At 31.4% G+C, this 17261-nt stretch carries 16 protein-coding genes; all 16 read left to right on the top strand.

The genetic code is table 11. From position 1 onward, the window contains the following. The first annotated feature begins 142 nt into the window (after positions 1–142). The 16 genes from galU to TY16_RS07240 all read left to right on the top strand — a co-directional run bounded on the left by galU (position 143) and on the right by TY16_RS07240 (position 17201). Positions 143–1036 carry a UTP--glucose-1-phosphate uridylyltransferase GalU gene (galU, locus tag TY16_RS07315; RefSeq protein WP_043931173.1) on the top strand — a complete coding sequence of 298 codons (894 nt, stop codon included), beginning with the start codon at positions 143–145 and terminating at the stop codon, positions 1034–1036. A 38-nt stretch (positions 1037–1074) separates the two neighbouring features. After that, positions 1075–2895: a polysaccharide biosynthesis protein gene (locus TY16_RS07310; RefSeq protein ID WP_043931172.1), complete on the top strand. Its 1821-nt coding sequence runs from the start codon at positions 1075–1077 to the stop codon at positions 2893–2895. Between the two features lie 121 nt (positions 2896–3016). Further along, positions 3017–3631 carry a sugar transferase gene (locus TY16_RS07305; protein ID WP_043931171.1) on the top strand — a complete coding sequence of 205 codons (615 nt, stop codon included), beginning with the start codon at positions 3017–3019 and terminating at the stop codon, positions 3629–3631. A 16-nt stretch (positions 3632–3647) separates the two neighbouring features. Further along, positions 3648–4505 carry an NAD-dependent epimerase/dehydratase family protein gene (locus TY16_RS07300; RefSeq protein ID WP_043931170.1) on the top strand — a complete coding sequence of 286 codons (858 nt, stop codon included), beginning with the start codon at positions 3648–3650 and terminating at the stop codon, positions 4503–4505. A gap of 41 nt (positions 4506–4546) precedes the next feature. Next, positions 4547–5410 carry a glycosyltransferase family 2 protein gene (locus TY16_RS07295; protein WP_043931169.1) on the top strand — a complete coding sequence of 288 codons (864 nt, stop codon included), beginning with the start codon at positions 4547–4549 and terminating at the stop codon, positions 5408–5410. A 21-nt stretch (positions 5411–5431) separates the two neighbouring features. After that, entirely contained in the window at positions 5432–6322 is an 891-nt protein-coding gene (locus tag TY16_RS07290; protein WP_043931168.1) for an ATP-grasp fold amidoligase family protein, read from the top strand. 32 nt (positions 6323–6354) lie between these two features. Next, positions 6355–7461 carry a glycosyltransferase family 1 protein gene (locus TY16_RS07285; RefSeq protein ID WP_052342636.1) on the top strand — a complete coding sequence of 369 codons (1107 nt, stop codon included), beginning with the start codon at positions 6355–6357 and terminating at the stop codon, positions 7459–7461. A 17-nt stretch (positions 7462–7478) separates the two neighbouring features. Further along, positions 7479–8126: a DUF1919 domain-containing protein gene (locus TY16_RS07280; protein WP_052342635.1), complete on the top strand. Its 648-nt coding sequence runs from the start codon at positions 7479–7481 to the stop codon at positions 8124–8126. A gap of 38 nt (positions 8127–8164) precedes the next feature. After that, positions 8165–9274, top strand: coding sequence for a glycosyltransferase (locus TY16_RS27075; protein WP_043931166.1), 1110 nt, complete (start codon positions 8165–8167; stop codon positions 9272–9274). A 130-nt stretch (positions 9275–9404) separates the two neighbouring features. Further along, entirely contained in the window at positions 9405–10460 is a 1056-nt protein-coding gene (locus tag TY16_RS07270; protein WP_197028368.1) for an O-antigen ligase family protein, read from the top strand. A 37-nt stretch (positions 10461–10497) separates the two neighbouring features. Continuing rightward, positions 10498–11403 (top strand): ATP-grasp fold amidoligase family protein, encoded by a 906-nt coding sequence (locus TY16_RS07265; RefSeq protein WP_231505579.1) that lies wholly within the window; start codon positions 10498–10500, stop codon positions 11401–11403. A 9-nt stretch (positions 11404–11412) separates the two neighbouring features. Then, entirely contained in the window at positions 11413–12546 is a 1134-nt protein-coding gene (locus tag TY16_RS07260; protein ID WP_043931164.1) for a CapA family protein, read from the top strand. A 2-nt stretch (positions 12547–12548) separates the two neighbouring features. Next, positions 12549–13688, top strand: a complete 1140-nt coding sequence (locus TY16_RS07255) for a glycosyltransferase (protein WP_043934573.1) — start codon at positions 12549–12551, stop codon at positions 13686–13688. Beyond that, positions 13651–14730, top strand: a complete 1080-nt coding sequence (locus TY16_RS07250) for a polysaccharide pyruvyl transferase family protein (RefSeq protein WP_043931163.1) — start codon at positions 13651–13653, stop codon at positions 14728–14730. Before TY16_RS07255 ends, TY16_RS07250 begins: the two co-directional genes overlap by 38 nt. A 48-nt stretch (positions 14731–14778) precedes the next feature. Then, the gene (locus TY16_RS07245; RefSeq protein ID WP_043931162.1) at positions 14779–16317 is read left to right on the top strand and encodes an oligosaccharide flippase family protein; all 1539 of its coding nucleotides are present in this window, start codon (positions 14779–14781) and stop codon (positions 16315–16317) included. Positions 16318–16346: 29 nt separating this feature from the next. Then, positions 16347–17201 (top strand): FAD-binding protein, encoded by an 855-nt coding sequence (locus TY16_RS07240; RefSeq protein WP_043931161.1) that lies wholly within the window; start codon positions 16347–16349, stop codon positions 17199–17201. Positions 17202–17261: the final 60 nt, after the last annotated feature.

The raw sequence follows: 17261 nt of genomic DNA, 5'->3' as shown, positions 1-17261 counted from the left end.
ACTAGACGCTGGACTAAAACAGGAAATATAAAATCTTATTAAATATCTAACGACAATACATGTTATTAAACGTGTATTGCCCTTAGGTATTTATTTTTTATTGATTATTTAGGGAATCTAAAAAGCATTTGGAGTGAATTATTTGAAAAAAGTACGTAAGGCAATCATACCTGCTGCAGGCTTAGGGACACGTTTTCTTCCTGTTACAAAAGCAATGCCAAAGGAAATGCTACCAATAGTTGATAAACCAACAATACAATATATTGTCGAAGAGGCAGTTGCATCCGGTATCGAGGATATAATTATTGTTACCGGTAAAGGTAAACGTGCAATAGAGGATCACTTCGATTTTGCCCCTGAATTGGAACAGAATTTAATAGAAAAAGAAAAGTTTGACTTGCTAGATAAAGTGCAATATTCCACGAATCTAGCAAATATTCATTATATTCGTCAGAAACAACCCAAAGGACTTGGGCATGCTGTTTGGTCTGCAAGAAAGTTCATAGGCAATGAACCATTCGCAGTTTTACTAGGCGATGATATCGTCCAAAGTGAAACGCCTTGTTTAAAACAACTTATCGACCAATATGAACAAACTTTTTCTTCTATTATTGGTGTTCAAACAGTTCCAGAGAATGAAACGCATCGATATGGGATAATAGACCCTTTTATTCAAGAAGGCCGACGATTTCAAGTGGAAAACTTTGTTGAGAAGCCCCTACCTGGTTCAGCTCCATCAAACTTGGCAATTATGGGTCGATATGTTCTTACACCCGATATTTTCTTATTCCTAGATGAGCAGGAAACTGGAGCCGGCGGTGAAATCCAATTAACTGATGCTATACAAAAGCTTAATAAAATCCAACGAGTCTTTGCTTATAATTTTAATGGACAACGCTATGACGTTGGAGAAAAAATGGGCTTTGTAAAAACAACGATAGAGTTTGCACTACAAAAAGAAGAAATGAAAGATGAATTACTAAACTATCTTAAAGATTTAGTATTAAATAATCAGAAAGAAAATGTTTTAATATAGAACTTTACGATTAATGTATTAAAAAGGGGAAATGAAGAGTGTCCTATAAATCCCGTTTAGCATTGCTAATTCTTATTGATTCAATTCTTGTCCTTAGTGCTGTCTATTTTAGTTACATTCCGTTGCATCCGTCGTTGGGAATTACTTCATTTCCTGCCGTAACTGTAAGTGCTCTTACTTTGCTAGTCAGCCATCATATTTTTTCTTTTTATTATCGTCTTTACCAAAAAGCATGGGAATATGCGAGTATAGGGGAGTTAATGGCAATTGCGAAGGCTGTTACCTTTTCTGTTCTAATGACGGCCTTAATGGAATTTGCCTCCTACGACGAAATACATGTTAGAGGATTAATTAGCACATGGATGGTATACCTATTGGCAATTGGCGGTTCAAGATTTATATGGAGATCATTTAGAGATTCTGTAATCCGTAAAGCTGCTAACAAGAAACGTGCACTAATTATCGGTGCAGGATCTGCAGGGACAATGGTTGTAAGGCAACTGCAGCACAATCCTGATGCAGAGTTGCTTCCGGTTGGGTTTATTGATGATGACTCACGAAAACATAAATTACAGCTTTATAATATCCCGGTAATCGGAGGGATTGAGCATATTAGAGAATCAGTCGAGAAGCTGAATATTGACCATATTATCATAGCCATCCCTTCTTTAAGCAAAAAGGAACTGAACCGCATTTTTAATGAGTGTTCGGCAACTAAGGCAAAAACGAAAATCATCCCAATGCTTGAAGATTTAATGACAGGGAAAGTATCGGTGAATAACTTTAGAGATGTTGAAGTTGAAGATCTTCTCGGTAGGGAACCAGTCAAACTTGATATGGAAAGTATAGCTAGTTACGTTACTGGTAAAACAGTTTTAGTTACCGGGGCGGGCGGCTCAATTGGTTCGGAAATCTGCCGTCAGATTAGCGTATTTCATCCAGCAAAGCTTGTACTTCTTGGCCACGGGGAGAATAGCATCTATCTGATTGATATGGAACTAAGAAGAAAGTACGGCGAACAATTTGAAATTATTCCGGTGATCGGTGACATTCAAGACCGGAATCGAATATTCGAAGTAATGAAAGAGCACCAGCCGAATGTTGTATATCATGCTGCAGCACATAAGCATGTGCCATTAATGGAATATAACCCTATAGAAGCAGTAAAGAACAATGTGTTCGGAACAAAGAATGTTGGCGAAGCAGCTGACACATTCGGTGTGGAAACCTTTGTTCTGATTTCATCCGATAAGGCAGTCAACCCGACGAACGTTATGGGTTCAACAAAACGAATTGCAGAAATGATTATCCAAAAGCTTGATCAAGAAAGCAAAACTAGGTTTGTAGCTGTACGCTTTGGGAATGTACTTGGCAGCCGTGGGAGTGTAATTCCATTGTTTAAAAAGCAAATACAGGCTGGTGGGCCTGTTACGGTTACACACCCAGATATGACCAGGTATTTCATGACAATACCCGAAGCTTCAAGGCTAGTCATTCAGGCGGGGGCACTTGCAAGAGGAGGAGAAGTCTTTGTCCTCGATATGGGAGAGCCTGTTAAAATTGTTGATCTGGCTAAAAACTTAATTAAACTTTCTGGTTATACTATAGAAGAAGTTGGGATAAAATTCTCAGGTATACGGCCTGGGGAGAAGATGTTTGAAGAGCTTCTTAATGAAAAAGAAGTTTATCCAGAACCTGTGTATCCGAAGATATTTATTGGTAAGGCTGTACTGGAGCAGGAGAAGGAGATAGAGTTTCTGCTAGAAAGGTTCGAAAACTTTACTTCTGAAGAAATGAAAACATTTGTAATTAATTTAGCTAATAGGCGCGAAAACAGGATTCTAACAATTGCAAAATAACAAGTTTCAAATAAAAGTACAGCTCCTAAACTAAAGATAGATAGGGGCTATTTTTTTGACCATAATTAATTGTTTTGTGTTTTTAGTAAATTAGCTCCCATTGGATAAGGAGATTAATAATATGTATCTTAAAGTAAAACGTTTACTAGACATTCTATTATCTTTATTTACTTTAATTATTCTGGCGCCCCTCTTTTTAATATTAATAATTGCTATTAAACTTGATTCAAGAGGTCCAGTATTCTTTAAACAGAAACGTGTTGGTATTCATAAAAATCATTTTAATATTTTGAAATTCCGAACAATGCGCATTGAGACACCAAACGATACCCCAACTCATTTATTAAAGAATCCGGATTCATACATTACTAATTTAGGAAAATATCTAAGGAAAACTTCTTTGGATGAGTTACCGCAAATTTGGAATATCTTTGTGGGAGAAATGAGTATAATTGGTCCTAGGCCGGCACTATGGAATCAATATGATTTAATAGAAGAGAGAGATAAATATGGTGCAAATGACATTCTTCCTGGATTAACAGGTTGGGCTCAAATCAATGGTAGAGATGAACTTCCAATTAAAATAAAGGCAAGTCTTGATGGCGAATATGTTAGTAATTTGTGTTTCTGGATGGATGTTAAGTGTTTCTTTGGAACTATAATTAGTGTTATAAAAAGTGAAGGTGTTCTTGAAGGTGGCACCGGACTAACCACAAAGAAGGAAAATAGTAAGTAATAGGAGATCTCTTAAATTGAAGAAAATACTCATTACAGGAAAAAATAGTTATGTAGGTAACAGTTTCATTAAGTGGTTACAAAACTATCCCGGTAAATATTCAATAGATACAATTAGCCTGAGAAAGGATACTTGGAAAGAGAAGGACTTTTCCATTTATGACGCTATTTTACATGTAGCAGGTATTGCTCATGTTTCATCTGATCCGAAATTAGAAGAACTTTATTACAAAGTTAACCGCGATCTTACAATTGAGATTGCTAGGAAGGCTAAGGCGGAAGGGATAAAACAATTTATTTTTATGAGTAGCATTATAGTTTACGGAGACAGCGGCAACGAAAATAGAGTTATTAATTTAAACACTAGGCCTTCTCCAAGTAACTTTTATGGAAATAGTAAACTCCAGGCTGAAAAAGGACTAGAAAGCTTAGTGAGTACGGAATTTAGAATTGTAATTGTTAGACCTCCCATGATATATGGTAAGGGTTCAAAAGGTAACTTTCCTAAATTATCAAAAATAGCAAGGGTGACACCTGTTTTCCCAGATATTGAAAATAGGCGAAGTATGATACATGTAGATAATTTAAGTGAATTTCTACGTTTGATGATTGAGTATGAAGAAAGCGGCACATTCTTTCCTCAAAATCTTGAGTACGTTAAAACAAGTGAAATGGTTAAAATTATTTCTGAACATCATGGGAAAAAGCTGAGGGTGACTAAATTATTAAATCCTTTTTTGAAATTGGTTTGGGATAAAACTAAACTATATAACAAGGTTTTTGGGAATTTGGTTTATGACCAAGAAATGTCTAAATATAAAGTAAATTATAGAGTATGGGATTTTGCTACTACTATATATAAGACAGAAAAATAAAAAGCTTGGTACAAATAAAATCGAGGAATGTGATACAAAAGATGGCGGACTTAACGGCAATAATTCTTACTAAAAATGAAAGTCAGAATATTGTTCCTTGTTTAGAATCAATAAAGGGTTTTGCAAGTAGAGTAGTTATTATCGATAGTGGAAGTACTGATAATACAGTTGAAATTGCCGAGGCTAATGGGGCAGAGGTTTATTATAATCCATTTGAATATTATGCTCAACAATTTAACTGGGGTATTGATAATACAAATATAACAACGAAATGGATACTTCGATTAGATGCTGACGAGAGATTTACTCCGGAATTGTGCAAAAAACTAGAGGATTTGATGGAGCTTCATTCAGACGATGATATAAATGGTTTTACAATGGAAGCTTGGCTTTATTTTTTGGGGAAGAGATTAAAATATGGGGCGAGTAAAAAAAGGAAGCTAATGGTTTTTAAGAGAGGGAAAGGAAAAATAGAGGATAGAAAAAGAGATGCTCATACTATCTTATTAAGCGGAAAGTCTATTTTCTTGAATGAAAGATTTATACATCATGATTTTAAAGATATAGATAGCTTTATAAAAAAATACAATTGGTATGCTACTCGAGAGATGCAAGATTATATCGCTTACAAAAATGGGTTATCGGAAAGTATAAAAACTGATAAGAAAATTGAGCAGACAAGAAAAAAGAAATTTGGAATATATTACAGGGCACCGAGATATATGAGAGCTTGGTTATGGTTTGTTTATAACTACTATATAAGATTAGGCTTCTTAGATGGAAGGGAAGGCTATATTTTCCACTACTTTGAGTGTTATTGGTACAGGTATTTAGTTGATGTAAAGATTTTTGAACAAGAAAAGTTCGGTGGAAATTTTACAGAACTTAAATCTCTTGGTGAATAAACTGTAAAGGGAAGTAATTTAATGAAGAAAAAAATTAAGAATATTTTGCTAACCCCACTAAACATACTCTATAAATATAATCCCAAAATAGTTTTTATTATTATATATTTTGTTAAATTTAGGCGAAAGTTAAATTTAGATAACCCCAAAACCTATAATGAGAAGCTCAATTGGATGAAATTAAATTATAGAAATGAATTAATGCCAGTCTGTACTGATAAGTTCTTAGTAAGAGAATATATAAAAAATATGGGTGGAGAAGACCTATTAAACGAGATAATTTGGGTCGGGCATGATCCTAATGAAATTCCGTTTGATGATTTACCTCGACAATTTGTAATTAAAGTAACTCATGGATCAGGAAATAATATTATATGTAAGAATAAAGACAAATTAGATAGAATTAAAACTAAAAAACAACTAGCAAAGTGGCTTAAAATGAAGTATGTCCCATGTTACGGCGAATGGTTTTATGGTGTAATTAAACCAAGAATAATAATTGAGCGTTTTCTTTCAGAAGATAATTTAAATGTTCCCGTCGACTATAAAGTGTTTTGCTTTAATAATATTGATGGGAAGCATGAAATTGCATTTACAGCAGTTGATACAGATAGATTTATAGAACATAAAAGAAGAGTATACGATAAAAATTGGAGCCTTTTGGAAAAGGTGCAAATAAATTTCCCCTATGAGGAAAGTAAGAATTTCAATAAGCCAGCACAGTATGAAAAAATGATAGATTATGCAAAGAAATTATCTTCTCCCTTTCCCCATGCTAGGATAGATTTTTATGTTATAAATAATAAATTATATTTCGGAGAAATTACATTTATGAGCGATGCAGGGTTCGGGAAAATTCAACCTCATAATATGGAATTAAAAATGGGTGATTGGATTAAATTGCCTAATTAATCTTCTGAATTAGAAAAATAGAGAGGGTTATAATGAAGATTTTAATAATATCAACTACTCGATTTGATATGGATGGAATAACAAACGTTATATTGAATTATTTTCGCGCAATGGATAAATCGGATATACAATTTGACTTTGTGGTTCCCAATACCATTAGGAGTGAATTGGAAGAAGAAATCTTATCATATAATAGTCAAATATATAAAATTGAAGGCAGAATGCGTAATCCCATTAGATATATCAATAAATTAATAAAAATAATCAAAAATAATAAATACGATATAATACATGCGCACGGAAATAGTTGCACATTAGCAATAGAAATGTATGCAGCCAAAAAAAGTGGAGTTCTTATAAGAATACCCCATAGCCATAACAGTAAAACAAAATACAAAATATTTCATGTTCTATTACGAAACTCTTTTGATTCCTATTATACTCATGGTTTTGCTTGTGGTACTAAAGCGGGAAGATGGCTTTATAAAGAAAAACCATTTGAAGTTATTAATAATGGTATTGATATATCTAAATATATTTTTAATAAAAACACTAGAGAAGAATATAGACAGAAGTTAAATCTTAAAGATGACAACATCTTAATTGGACACGTTGGTCACTTTAATTATCAAAAAAACCATGATTATTTAATAGAAGTATTTAAAGAGTTATATAAACTTAACCCTAAATTTAGATTAATGTTAATAGGTGAAGGTGCTTTAAAAAATGATATTGAACAAAAGACAAAAGAAATGGGACTTTCTGAATTTATATACTTTGTTGGAAAGTCCTTTGAAGTGCCAAACTTAATGCAAGCAATGGATATGATTGTAATGACTTCAAGATTCGAAGGATTACCATTAACATTAATAGAAGCACAAGCAGCTTGTTTACCATGCTTTGTAGCAGATACAGTTTCTAATGAAGTAGAAATAACTGACTTAGTGAGGTTTATTTCTTTAAATCAGAAACCTAATGAGTGGGCAAGTATAATAGTTAATAATAATCCTAAAGACCGTTCATTAATCTTAGAACAAGTTAAAAATAAAATAATAAGTTCAGGGTTTAGTATAAAAGAAAATGCCCAAAAAATGAAGGAACTTTATAACAACTATTACAGTAATGTTATCAAAAGTTAATTTTAAGGGGTGATTTAATGCCTAGTTTTGAAGGATTTAAAATTAGAGTGAAAAAAAAATATATAGAAAAAACATGCAAATATAGAAAGAAGATAGTAAAGGGAAAAGATTTTACTATCATATCAAATAATTGTTGGGGAGGATTTATATATCAAAGTTATGAACTACCCTATAATAGTCCGACTATAGGTTTATATTTTATGGCAGACGATTTTTTAAAGTTTGTTTCAAATTTGAGGTATTATTTAAATTCAAAATTAGAATTTATTAACCCTAATAATTCAAAGTATTATGAACAACTAAAAACTGATAAGAAATTTGGAACATACCCAATTGGCAAACTTCAGGATATAGAAATTATCTTTCTGCATTATAAAAGCGAGGAAGAAGCGCTCCGTAAATGGGTTAGAAGATGCAATAGAGTAAATTTAAATAAATTATTAGTGAAGTTTAATGATCAAAATGGATGTACAGAACAACATTTAATAGAATTTGATAACTTGCCCTTGAAAAATAAAATATGTTTTACATCAAAAGATTATCCACTTTTAAATTCGGTTGTTTATATTAAATCAGCAAAAAATCAAAAGCATATTGAAGCTTCCCAGGAGCCGTTTGGGTTATCAAGATTCATTGATATAAACAAATTAATCAACTCATTGTAATTTTTTTATTATATAAAGAGAAAAAGGGAGTTTTATTATTGAAAATAGCTTTTGTAACTCGTAGTATGTGGGCGGGTGGAGCTGAGCGAGTTATTTCAGAACTTGTTAAATATGCAGACAACATGGGAATACAAGCCACTATAATTACAATTGATAATGAAAAAGTATTATATGATATCCCTGAGAAAGTAAAGGTTCTACCTATAGGAAAGAAATCAATTAATTCTTTATTTGATAAAATGCTTAGATATAAAATTTTAAGAGATTTAGTAAAAGGGGTAAAACCGGATATAGTCTTATCATTACCAGAAGACATTGGAATTTATGTTATTCCTGCATTGTTAGGGACAAAAATCCCCGTAGTTGTCTCAGAAAGAAATAATCCTTGGGTGATGCCATGGAAAAAGGAGTCAAGAATATTAAGGAAAATTTTTTATCCTTTCGCATCCGGAATTATATTCCAAACTAAAGAAGCAGCTAGCTTTTTTTCTGCGAAAATTCAAAAAAAAGGAAAAATATTACCTAATCCATTAGATTTAAATCGTTTACCGCTCCCTTGGGAAGGTGAGAGACGAAAAGAAATTATAGGTGCTGGTCGATTTGATAATCAAAAAAACTTTCCATTATTAATAAAGGCTTTTGCCTTATTTCGGGAAACTCACCCAGAATATTCTTTAACTATTTATGGAGATGGTAATTTAAGAAACGAATTAACTGGTCTTGCTTCCTTACTTTTACCAGCTGGTTCATTTAATTTTCCAGGAAGGAGTTCCGAATTATTAGAGGACATTAACGGAGCTTCCATGTTTGTACTAAGTTCAAATTACGAAGGTTTGCCGAACGTTGTTATAGAATCTATGGCTATAGGTGTACCAGTAATATCAACTGATTGCCCCTCTGGCGGACCTGCTGAGATTATTAAAGACAGAGCTAATGGTATACTAGTGCCGGTAAATGATATTGATGCAATGAGTAATGCGATGAAAGAGTTAGCTAGTTCAAAAGAATTAGCTGATAAAATTAGTAGGAATGCAATACAAATTAGAAACTTATTTGATTCAAATATAGTCAGTCAAAAATGGGTGAATTATTTGCAAGATATTATAGCCAAAGGACGTAATAAAAACATGCGGTGCAACGATGAATAGGAAACAAGATATCTTATTAAGATCATTTGTAAATTTGACATTTGTTATATACCTCCTAAGTGAGGTTTTCCTCCCACACACACTGATTAATCAACTATTCATGTTATTATTTTGTGGGTTTATTGTACTTGTGATTTTAACAAAAAAAAAATTCTATTTTAATATATATTTCATTTTTTCTTTCCTTTTTATTGCCCAAAGTTTATTTGTTTCTTTTATGGGAATCTCAATTAATCAAAACACAAGCTTATCTATGGCCACTACACTAATTATTAATTTTATTTTTACCCTTTTATTTTATAATTTTGTTCTGATAAATGATTATTTGGAAAAGAGCCTTATCATTTTTGCAAGAGTAGGAATGATTTTTTCATTAGTTATTGTTTTCGTATCAATTGATCAAATTTTTTCAGGTAGACTGGGTTGGGATATTAGTTTAACTATCTTTGGACAATATGTCAGGTATAATGCAAATACAATTGCCTTAATAAGTGGTATTTCATATTTAATTTATCTTTATAAATATAACAAACTTAAAAATAATTGTGATTTATTTTTTCTAGTTTGGTTTAGTTTAATTGTTCTTCTCACGGGCTCTCGAAAAGGACTATTTTTAGTTGTTTTTGGTACTATACTTCTATTATTTATGTTGAATCCTAAAAGTAGAATAAAAAATATTTTTTTTGCATCCCTTGCTGCTATTACTTTTTATCTTGTTGTTATGAAAATGCCTGTTTTCTATAACATTATTGGTTATAGAATGGAAGCATTAATTAGCATGTTTTCTGGTGAAGAGATAGAAGAGGGTTCAGCTAAAACTAGAAATTTATTTGTTGAATTAGGGTGGGAGTATTTCAAATTAAGACCATGGACCGGATACGGATTAGATACTTTCAGACATTTCCCAGGATCATATGGGACATATTCGCATAATAACTACATTGAAATATTAATATCAGGAGGAATACCTTCACTTATATTTTATTATTTTATTAGATTAATAATATTAGTGAGGTTGTTTTTAAATCAAAATAAAGACTTTATAAATAAATTACTATTCGTAATATTATTAATCTTATTAATTTTAGACTATGGATTTGTTTCTTATTTTGATCGTATATATATCTTGCTCTTTGTTTTTGTTTTGTGTGGTTACGGACAAATAAAGTACAAAAGATCTAGTTAGGAGTATAAAACATTTAATCTTTAAAAGGGGAATTAAATTGCAAGAGTTAAATACTTCATATACTGCTCGTAAAATATTGTCAAAGGTTTGGCACTTGCCCATAATACAAACTTTTATTCCAGACAAATCTTATTTAAAGCTTCAATATAAAAACTTTACAGGCAATAGGCTTAATTTATCTAATCCGAAATCTTTTAACGAAAAACTACAATGGTTAAAGCTTTATAATCGCAACCCCTTATATACAGATTTAGTAGATAAGATCAAAGTTAGGGAACACATAAGTAGTGTAGTTGGTAATGAATATTTAGTACCAATTATAGGTATATATGATTCCTTTGAAGAAATTAACTTTGATGCTCTGCCTAAACAGTTTGTATTAAAGCCCAATCATACTTCTGGAGATGTATTTATTTGTAAAGATAAATCTAAAATTGATTTTTTAAAACTGAAAAAAGAAATTAACTCTTGGTTGAGAAAAAGATATTATTTGGTACACAGAGAGTGGCCTTACAAAGATATTAAGCCCAAAATTATTTGTGAGGAATACTTAACCCAAGAAAATGGAAAAGAATTATTGGATTATAAATTTATGTGTTTTAATGGAGAGGTAAAGTGTTCATTTGTATGTCTTAATAGAAATTCTTCAGAAGGTTTAAATATCGATTTCTATAATTTAGATTGGGAAAAAATGCCCTTTAAAAGACATTATCCCAACAGTACCAAGGTAACACCTAAGCCAAAGCATTATAACCAAATGATTGAATTTGCACAAAAATTGTCAAAGGATATTCCTTTTGTGAGAGTTGATTTTTATGAAACTAACGATCGGCTATATTTCGGAGAGTTAACATTTTTTCCGGGATCTGGTTATGAAAAATTCAGTCCGGAATCTTATGATCATTTATTAGGTAGTTGGTTAAAGTTGCCTACTAAGTATTAGGAGGAAATGATGAAGATAATTATAGGTGGCGATTTAGTGCCAACTAATTCTAACCTAGATGAATTTAATAGTGGCAATGTGGATAATTTACTTGGCAAAGACTTACTTCAAATATGGAAATCTGCTGATTTTAGAATATTTAATTTAGAGGTCCCCCTTACAAATATAAAGGACCCAATAGATAAAAATGGACCAAACCTTATAGCTCCAACTTCAACTATTAATGGAATACTGAAACTAGAACCTTCACTAATCTCATTGGCAAACAATCACATATTAGATCAAGGCATTTCAGGGCTAAACTCAACTCAAGAATGTTTTGAGAAGAATAAGATTCCTTATGTGGGGATAGGCAATAACTTAGCTGATTCTTACAAACCTTTTATTTTTGAGAGACAAGGTTTCAAAATTGGTGTATATGCGTGTACAGAAAGTGAATTTACTTTAGCTTCAAAAGAAAAACCAGGTGCTAATCCATTTGATCCATTAGAAAGTCTAGACCATATCAGAGAACTAAAAAATAAATGTGATTATGTAATTGTTCTTTATCATGGAGGTAAAGAGCACTATCGCTATCCCTCACCTTACTTGCAGAAGGTTTGCCGTAAAATGGTTGAAAAGGGAGCGGATATAGTAATTTGTCAACACAGTCACTCAATTGGATGTTATGAGGTTTATAATCAGGCAACGATAGTTTACGGCCAAGGGAATTTTATTTTTGATAACTCTGATAGTGAGTTCTGGAAGACGAGTTTATTAATTCAATTGGAAATTGACAATTTCGGAATTAATATAGATTATATTCCATTTGTTAAGAAGCAAGAATCTATACGTTTAGCTATAGATAAAGAAGCAACTAAAATATTGAATGATTTTGAGAATCGGTCAAGAGAAATAATTGAAGACGGAATAATAGAGAGTAAATATGAGGAATTCGCCCGAAAAAATATAGACGCTTACTTGAGAAGTTTTAGCGGTACTGGAAAGTGGATGTCACGCTTAGACAGAAAATTATTCAATGGGAAAATTTTAAAAAATAAGTATAAAAAAAGTCAAATGCTTGCCATTCAAAATTTTATTGAGTGTGAGGCTCATAGAGAGCTTTTAATAAGCGGCATAATTCAAAAGAGAAGTGAGAAGTGACAATGAAAGTTCTACATGTTTCTTGTGAAGGGTTGGGGAATGGTGGTGTTCAGTCGGTAATTATGAACACATGTCGGACTTTTACCGGAAAGTCTGACATAATACTATTTACAAAAGAGAAAAGGTATTATGATGAAGAGTTTCAGAGTCTTGGTGGGAAAATATATAGGTTACCAAATTATGAGGGAAGAAATAATCTAAGAAAAAAACTTGATTACTATATTAGATTTATAAGAATACTTAAAGGGACTTATAAAATTTTGAAAGAGCACGGTCCATATGATGCAATTCACTGTCATAATGAATTAGAAAGTGGAATTTGTAATCTAGCTGCTTATTTTGCTGGTGTGAAAGTTCGAATTAGTCATGCTCACACGTCCAATTTAGGTATATCCAAAAATAACCCAATTGCATATTACTATAAGAAATTTTTACAGAAATTAACCAACAGGGTTAGTAACATAAAAATAGGATGTTCTTTAGAAGCAAGTGTAAGTACCTTCGGAACTGATGTAAAAACTTTATTAATTCCAAATCCTATAGATACATCATTTTTTAAAAGAAAAGTTGAAATTAATCCATATAATAATGACCAAGACCAACGTATAGTTCATATTGGAAAATTCACAAAAAATAAGAACCAACTTTTTTTAATAGAAATATTACCAATTATTTTAGGAGAATACTCAAATGTAAAACTCCAATTAGTTGGTTATGGTGACGAATATAGAGAATTAGTTGAGAGTAAAGTACTCTCATTAGGACTTGAAAAACATGTAGAATTTTTACCTTCAGACTCAAATATAAAAGAGATACTTCAGAATTCAAGTTTATTTATGTTTCCTTCACTGCATGAAGGGTTTGGGATCTCATTATTGGAAGCACAATCTATGGAATTACCTTGTTTAGTTTCGGAATCTGTCCCAAAATTGGTTGATTGTGGATTATGTATCTATCTCCCTTTAAATAAAATGGTTTGGGCAGGTAAGGTTTCGGATATTCTGGCTGGCAAACATAATTTGAAATTGGATGTGACTAAACTTCATTCTTTTGATATTAAGGAGTATTCCAATAAAATATCCACTTTATATAGAGGAGAAAAATATGAAAATAGGCACACTAACTTACCATCAAGCGAATAATTATGGTGCGGTTTTACAAGCATATGCACTACAAAAATATTTAGCAAAACAGGGGTTTCAAACAGAAATTATAAATTACCGCCCTAAAAGTCATCTGGTAAGTCAAAACTTTAAAAAAGAAAACGTAGTAAGAAAAAAGATAAAGAAAATTTTAAACTTTAAGACATTTATTAATAATAGAATAAAAAGTAAAAGGTTTACATCGTTTAGAAAAAGTTATTTCAACATCTCAAACACTATATTTATAGGGGATGAGCAGATTTTAAAAAGCAAACCTAAATATGATGCATATATTGTAGGTAGTGATCAAGTGTGGAACACAGAGATTTCTAATAAATCAAAAGCATATTTTTTTCATTTCGTTAGTGAAGGGAAGAAAATTTCATATGCGGCCAGTTTAGGTAAACAAGAACCAAATGAATTAGAAAGACAGTATTTTACTAGCTTTTTGCCTTACTTTGATGCAATTTCAGTTAGGGAAAGATCTTTAAAGGATCATCTCAAGGAAAATTTCAACATTAATGCTGAACATGTGCTAGACCCTGTATTTTTATTAGATAAAGAAGAATGGTTTAAGATTGCACGAAAAACAAATTTACCTCAAAATTTTGTTTTATGCTATATGATGGAGTACTCTGAAGATCTTATAGAGCATACAAAACAAATAGCATTGGAAAAGAAATGTACAGCTATATTTATATCTCCCTCTCACCAGAATTTTAACGGAAAGAAGATTGAAAGTTTTGGTCCGGCAGAATTTATATATGCTTTAGCAAGAGCTTCTTATATTTGTACGAATTCATTTCATGGAACTGCTTTTTCTTTGATTTTTCAAAAGGACTTCTCCATTGTAAAACATTCAAAGTTAAATTCCAGGATTTCAAGTTTAATAGAATCAGTTGGTTTGGGATCAAGGTTTTTAGATTCAAAACATTTCTCAAATGAGGAAATTAATTACCCACTAGTGCAGAAAAGGCTATTTGATCAAGTAAACGAGTCGAAGAGTTTTTTAAAAAGGCATCTGAATGCTGATTTAAAATAAAGATAAGCAAGAGTATATTGTGCTCGAATATAACAAAAAGGAAAAACTATGAAAATATTATATAGATTTCTAAGTGCAAATTCTTCAAATGAAAGAAAGATAGGAATTATTACATCATACCTTAATTTAGTACTTCATATCTTGATTGGCTTATTAATGGTTCCTTTTTTAATAAGGAATCTTGGAGCTTCTGAATATGGACTATATATGTTAATCGGAGCTTTTGTAGGTTATATGAGTATTCTAGATTTTGGGATTGGCAGCACGATAGTTAGGTATGTAGCTAAGTACCAAAGTATGAATAAAATGAGAGACCAAGAAAATTTCCTAGGTCTTTGTATTTTAATTTATACTGCAATGTCTTTATTGGTCTTATTAATAGGGTTATTGTTCTATATAAACATAGAAATGATTTTTTCTTCATCATTAACCGAGGGTCAACTTGAAAGAGCGAAAGTTATGTTTAGCCTCTTAGTAATAAATATTGCCGTTTCATTACCTTTAAATTCTGCTGGCTCAATTATGCGCGGTATGGAAAAATTTTTAGCATTAAATTCATTTGAAACTATTAGGCTTATAATAAGACCGATAATTCTGGTTACTCTTTTGTTAAACGGTTTTGGAGTAGTTTCTATTGTTGTAGTAGATACAATTTTGAATTTAACGCTACTTTTAATAAAGGTTTTTTATGTCTTGTTTATATTAAAAGTAAAAATCAATATCTTTTATTTTGATAGAGTATTATTGAAAGAAATTTTTTCTTATTCTTTCTTTGTTTTTCTCGCTGTAATGGTTGACCAAATTTACTGGAAGCTAGGACATACTATTCTTGGTATATACGAAGACACTGTTAAAGTCGGTATTTATGCAATTGCTATGCAATTGGTTCTCTATTATATGCAATTTGCCACAGTTGTATCAGGAATATTTTTACCAAGGGCAACGCAATTGGTTAGTCAAAATGCTTCAAAGGAAGATCTAACTAAATTGATGATTAGAACTGGAAGGATGCAACTTTTTCTTCTGGGGTTATTTTTTATTTGCTTTGTATCAATAGGTAAGGAATTTATTCGACTTTGGGCTGGGGAAGAATTTTTAGAAGCCTACTTTGTTACTCTGATTTTAATGGTCCCTGTAACAATCCCAATGATTCAAACTGTTGGTGTATCGATCCTACAAGCTAAGAAGATGCACCGTTTTAGAGCAATAGCCTATGTCTTTACTGCAATATTAAATATAGCAATTAGTATTCCCTTAACTTCCTTATTTGGAATATATGGAGCAACAACTGGTACTTTCATTTCGCTAATAATCGGTAATATTCTAATCATTAACATATACTATTCTAAAAAAATTGGTATAGATATAAGAAAGTTTTTTTCTAGTGTTTCAAAAGGTTATATAGTAATTATTCCGCTTCTATTGTTATTTGGAAACATATTAAATAACCTTCAGGTGTTGGGATGGTTGGGTCTGCTTATAAAAGCAGTACTCATAACTATAATGTATGTGTTATTAATGTGGTTGTTTGGTTTAAATAAGGATGAGAAAAATCTTATTTTAACTCCCAAAAAAAGTACTAATTAAGGCTGAATAAGGAAGGGGGATTTAAAGATATGAATAGCAAAATTATCAGTAAAAAAACTGATACCTTATCGAGGTATCGAACCCAACACTATTTCCAATATTATGGTGAAATTGAATCTATAGAAGATTATATTTTTTATATTGATTGGGCTAAAAAAAATAAGAAAAAGCTTTTCTTTTTAGGAAATGGCTCAAATACCTTATTTACTAGGAAAAATGTAAAAACATTGGTATTAAAAAACAACTTAAAAAAGGAAATTAACTGTATTTCAGAGAAAGAGAACCTATATGAAATATCATCTAATGTCTTAGTTTCTGAGGTGCTTAGCTACTGCTATAAAAGATCACTTGACTCTTTTTACTATTTAGCTTCAGTACCAGCAACCATAGGTGGGGCACTGGCCATGAATGCAGGTCAGGGGCGACAAGTTAATCAATCTATATATGACTTCGTGGAAAGTGTAACATATATAGATAGTGACCAAAGAGTTGTAAAATTAATGAGAAATGAAATGAATATAGAATTTAGGAAAACTATTTTCACAGGATGTCAGGATAAGTTTATTATAGGTGCTGTTTTTAAATTCCCAAATAAAGAATTTCATGGTCAAAATCCTATTATGGATCGAATTAGATGGGCAAAAGCCCACCAAGATAATGTATTACCTAATTGTGGTTCAGTCTTTAATAAAGGTAGCAGTAGATTGTTGAGATATCTGAAAGGATTTAGGATAGGTAAAGCAAAGTTCTCCTCAAAGGCTCAAAACTGGATCAATAATGAATCCACTAGTCCTTATCCAATCCTAACATTAATATTCATTACTAGATTACTACATCTTTTTATCTTTAAAAAAACAAAAATAGAGGTTATACGAGTTAAGTAAGTGTTTTCACTTTACTGTGTTTGCTAACCAGAATGTCATTTAAAGGTTTAATATCTAATA

The organism is Bacillus sp. EB01 (assembly GCF_000613125.1).
Lineage (GTDB): Bacteria > Bacillota > Bacilli > Bacillales > Cytobacillaceae > Bacillus_D.
The sequence above is the reverse complement of the archived record's forward strand: the minus strand, read 5'-3'. Positions and strand labels throughout refer to the sequence as shown.

Bases quoted from the DNA above. Each gene is read 5' to 3' on its own strand.
- TY16_RS07305 (WP_043931171.1), top strand. From the start codon at position 3,017: ATGTATCTTAAAGTAAAACGTTTACTAGACATTCTATTATCTTTATTT.
- TY16_RS07295 (WP_043931169.1), top strand. From the start codon at position 4,547: ATGGCGGACTTAACGGCAATAATTCTTACTAAAAATGAAAGTCAGAAT.
- TY16_RS07290 (WP_043931168.1), top strand. From the start codon at position 5,432: ATGAAGAAAAAAATTAAGAATATTTTGCTAACCCCACTAAACATACTC.
- TY16_RS07285 (WP_052342636.1), top strand. From the start codon at position 6,355: ATGAAGATTTTAATAATATCAACTACTCGATTTGATATGGATGGAATA.
- TY16_RS07280 (WP_052342635.1), top strand. From the start codon at position 7,479: ATGCCTAGTTTTGAAGGATTTAAAATTAGAGTGAAAAAAAAATATATA.
- TY16_RS07260 (WP_043931164.1), top strand. From the start codon at position 11,413: ATGAAGATAATTATAGGTGGCGATTTAGTGCCAACTAATTCTAACCTA.
- TY16_RS07255 (WP_043934573.1), top strand. From the start codon at position 12,549: ATGAAAGTTCTACATGTTTCTTGTGAAGGGTTGGGGAATGGTGGTGTT.
- TY16_RS07250 (WP_043931163.1), top strand. From the start codon at position 13,651: ATGAAAATAGGCACACTAACTTACCATCAAGCGAATAATTATGGTGCG.
- TY16_RS07245 (WP_043931162.1), top strand. From the start codon at position 14,779: ATGAAAATATTATATAGATTTCTAAGTGCAAATTCTTCAAATGAAAGA.
- TY16_RS07240 (WP_043931161.1), top strand. From the start codon at position 16,347: ATGAATAGCAAAATTATCAGTAAAAAAACTGATACCTTATCGAGGTAT.